Here is a 2,842-nt window from a genome sequence, read left to right as displayed (position 1 = left end):
GCGCTTCATGCGGCGGACATGGGCGTGATCGCCAACGTCGCGGCCAAGCGGGCGCCGGGCGGGTCGTCGCTCGCCCAGACGCGGCGGAGCATCGGCACCGCCACCGCGCCCGCGACCGCGACGCCGTCCACCGCCAGCCCCACATGCACCGCCCAGCCGTCGAGCCCTTCGGCATAGTCGCGCGTCCCGTCCAGCGGATCGACGATCCACACGCGCCGCCGGCCGCAGCGCCGGCGATCGTCGAGCGTTTCCTCCGACAGGATGCAATCGTCCGGCCGGGCGGCGCGCAGCCGGCCCAGGATCAGGTCGTCGGCCAGCCGGTCACCGCGATCCCCCAATGCCTGGCCCGTCAGCTCGCCGCCTGCGCGCAGATCGAGCAGCAGCCCGCCCGCCGCCTCCGCGATGCCGCGCGCCAGGGCCGGATCGGTCGTCACCCGCCGCTCATCGTCCCACCGTCCGCGCCTGTCTAGCGTTGGTGTTTAGCACTGGTGTCTAGCGCTCCGCGACCTCCACCGAATGGAGGATGCGCGCGCCCGCCATGAACACGCCGAGCGGACAGGCCGCGAACAGCAGCTCGCCACCCAGCCCCGGATATTGCGCCAGATAGTGCACCCCGCGCTCCACCGCGCCGAGCCCTAGGCCGTAGATGACGAGGAACGCCTCGAACTTGGTCGTGATCGTGAACAGGCGGGCGAGGCGAGCAAGCATCCCATACCCGCAGCAAGGACCGGGCCACCCACGCGAAACCGCCAATTCGGTGGGATCGGTCGTGGTTACCTGTCAGTTAACCCGACACCCAGCGCGGCACATGGCGCACCCGATCGCCTGGCATCAGGCCCAACGCCGCCGCGCCCGCCGCCGAGATCGCGACGCCGCCCTCGCATGGCGCCACGCACGCCAGCGCGCAGCGGAACGCCGCCAGCCGCCCGGTCGCGACCACCGACTCGACGCCCTCCTCGGCGTCGGCCGCGACGACGGTCGCGACGCGCGCCCGCGCGATCGAGCGGACCTGATCGGTCCGCGCCGTCATCGTCGGCCCGCCATCGAAAATGTCGACATAGCGATCGTGCGCGAAGCCTTCCTCCTCCAGCATCCGCATCGCCGCGCGCCCCGATGGGTGCGGTCGCCCGATCGCGGCGCGCGCGCCGTCGGTCAGCATCGCGGTGAAGATCGGGTGGCGGGGCATCAGCCCGGCGAGCGTGCCGTGCCCGTTGGCGGCGTTGAACCGGTCGGCTTCCGCAAAGCCCATCCCGAAGAACCGGCCCGCCAGCCCGTCCCAGAACGGCGAGTCGCCCGCCTCGTCGATCACGCCGCGAAGCTCGGCCAGGATACGGTCGGCGAACCGAGCCCGGTGCTCGGCGATGAACAGATAGCGCGCGCGGGCGAGCAGCAGCCCCAGTCCGCCGGCCCGCTCGCCGGGGTGGAGGAACAGCCCGCCCACCTCCGTCGATCCCTCCAGGTCCGTCACCAGCGTCAACATGTCGGCGCGGAAGGTCCGCCCCAGCGCCGGCGCGTGCTGGGTCAGCGCGCCCAGGCGATACGAGTAGAACGGCTCGGCGCCGCCCACCTCCGTGAAGATCTGCCCCGTGCCGCGCACCTCGCCGGTGGCGACCTTCTCCAGCACCAGCACGAACAGCTCGTCCGCGCGCGCGTCGCCCTCGCGCGCCAGCGCCGCCTGGCTGCGCGCGAGCTTGCGCGCCAGCGCCGAGCGGTCGGCGGGCAGGTTGGTGAAGCCGCCGCCGGTCAGCTTCGCCATCTCGTAGAGCGGCTTCAGATCCCGCTCGGTCGCCGGGCGGACGCGGCAGGTCACAGATGGGCGGCGAAGGCGGCGAGCACTTGCGCGTAGAGCTGGCGCTTGAACGGCACGATCAGCGCGTCCAGTTCGTCCGGCGCGGCCCATCGCCAGGCGCGGAACTCCGGATGCGGCGTGGCGAGGTTCACGTCCGCGTCGGTGCCCGTCAGCCGGAACAGGAACCAGCGCTGCCGCTGCCCGCGATACCGGCCTTTCCACACCTTGCCGACCAGCTCGGGCGGCAGGTCGTAGAGCAGCTCGTCCGGCGCCTGCGCCACCAGCTCGACCTTGCCCGGCGGCACGCCCGTCTCCTCCTCCAGCTCGCGCAGCGCGGCGGCGAGCGCGTCCTCGCCCGGATCGATCCCGCCCTGCGGCATCTGCCAGGCTTCGAGCGCGGTATCGATCCGCTGGCCGACGAACACCTGGCGCGCGCGGTTGAGCAGCATGATCCCGGCGGCGGCGCGATAAGGAAGGCTCACGAGCCCGCCGCCTGCGCCATCACGCGCGCGCCCTCGGCCTCCGTCACCGCCGCCCGCACCGCCGACAGGAACGCCGCCACGTCGCCCGCGCTCGACGGCACCGCTTGGCGCAGCGTGACGAAGCCGTGGATGTTGCCCGCCGCCTCGCGAAACGTCACGGCCACGCCCGCGCGCGCCAGCGCCGCCGCATAGGCGCGCCCCTGATCGCGGATCGGGTCCAGCCCCGCCGTCATGATCACCGCCGGCGGTAGCCCCGCGAGCTCGGCCTTCAGCGGCGACGCGCGCTGATCCGGCAGGTCGGCGGCGTAGCAGTCCGCGAACCAGTCCATCGATTCGCGCGTCAGCAGATGCCCGTCCGCGAATTGCTCGAAGGACGGGTAGGCGCCGTCCATGTCCGTCGCCGGGTAGAGCGGCGCCTGCACCAGCACCGGCACCGCCGCCGGCCGGTCCCGCAGGTCGACCGCCACGACGATCGCCAGGTTGCCGCCCGCGCTGTCGCCCATCGTGACCAGCCCCGTCACCGTCAGTCCGAGCGCCGCCGGGCTCCGCGCCACCCAGCGCGCGGCGGCCT

Annotated in this window: 5 protein-coding genes; all 5 read right to left on the bottom strand. The window is 73.3% G+C overall.

All coding sequences use genetic code 11. The features are described 5' to 3' along the window. Positions 1-5: 5 nt before the first annotated feature. Positions 6-434 (bottom strand): inositol monophosphatase family protein, encoded by a 429-nt coding sequence (locus tag HUU95_RS13060; protein ID WP_174280497.1) that lies wholly within the window; start codon positions 432-434, stop codon positions 6-8. 58 nt (positions 435-492) lie between these two features. Next, on the bottom strand, positions 493-708 hold the full coding sequence (locus tag HUU95_RS13055; RefSeq protein ID WP_174280496.1) for a hypothetical protein: 216 nt from the start codon (positions 706-708) through the stop codon (positions 493-495). Positions 709-784: 76 nt separating this feature from the next. Further along, the gene (locus HUU95_RS13050) at positions 785-1,810 is read right to left on the bottom strand and encodes an arginine N-succinyltransferase (RefSeq protein ID WP_174280495.1); all 1,026 of its coding nucleotides are present in this window, start codon (positions 1,808-1,810) and stop codon (positions 785-787) included. Continuing rightward, positions 1,807-2,271 (bottom strand): RNA pyrophosphohydrolase, encoded by a 465-nt coding sequence (locus tag HUU95_RS13045; RefSeq protein WP_302480130.1) that lies wholly within the window; start codon positions 2,269-2,271, stop codon positions 1,807-1,809. Before HUU95_RS13045 ends, HUU95_RS13050 begins: the two co-directional genes overlap by 4 nt. Beyond that, the coding region (locus HUU95_RS13040) for an alpha/beta hydrolase fold domain-containing protein (protein WP_174280494.1) at positions 2,268-2,842 on the bottom strand (575 nt) is incomplete at its 5' end. The genes HUU95_RS13045 and HUU95_RS13040, both read right to left, overlap by 4 nt.

It is taken from the genome of Sphingomonas bacterium (assembly GCF_903643065.1).
GTDB lineage: Bacteria > Pseudomonadota > Alphaproteobacteria > Sphingomonadales > Sphingomonadaceae > Sphingomonas.
Note: the sequence above shows the minus strand (reverse complement) of the source record. Positions and strands in the feature narration are given on the sequence as shown.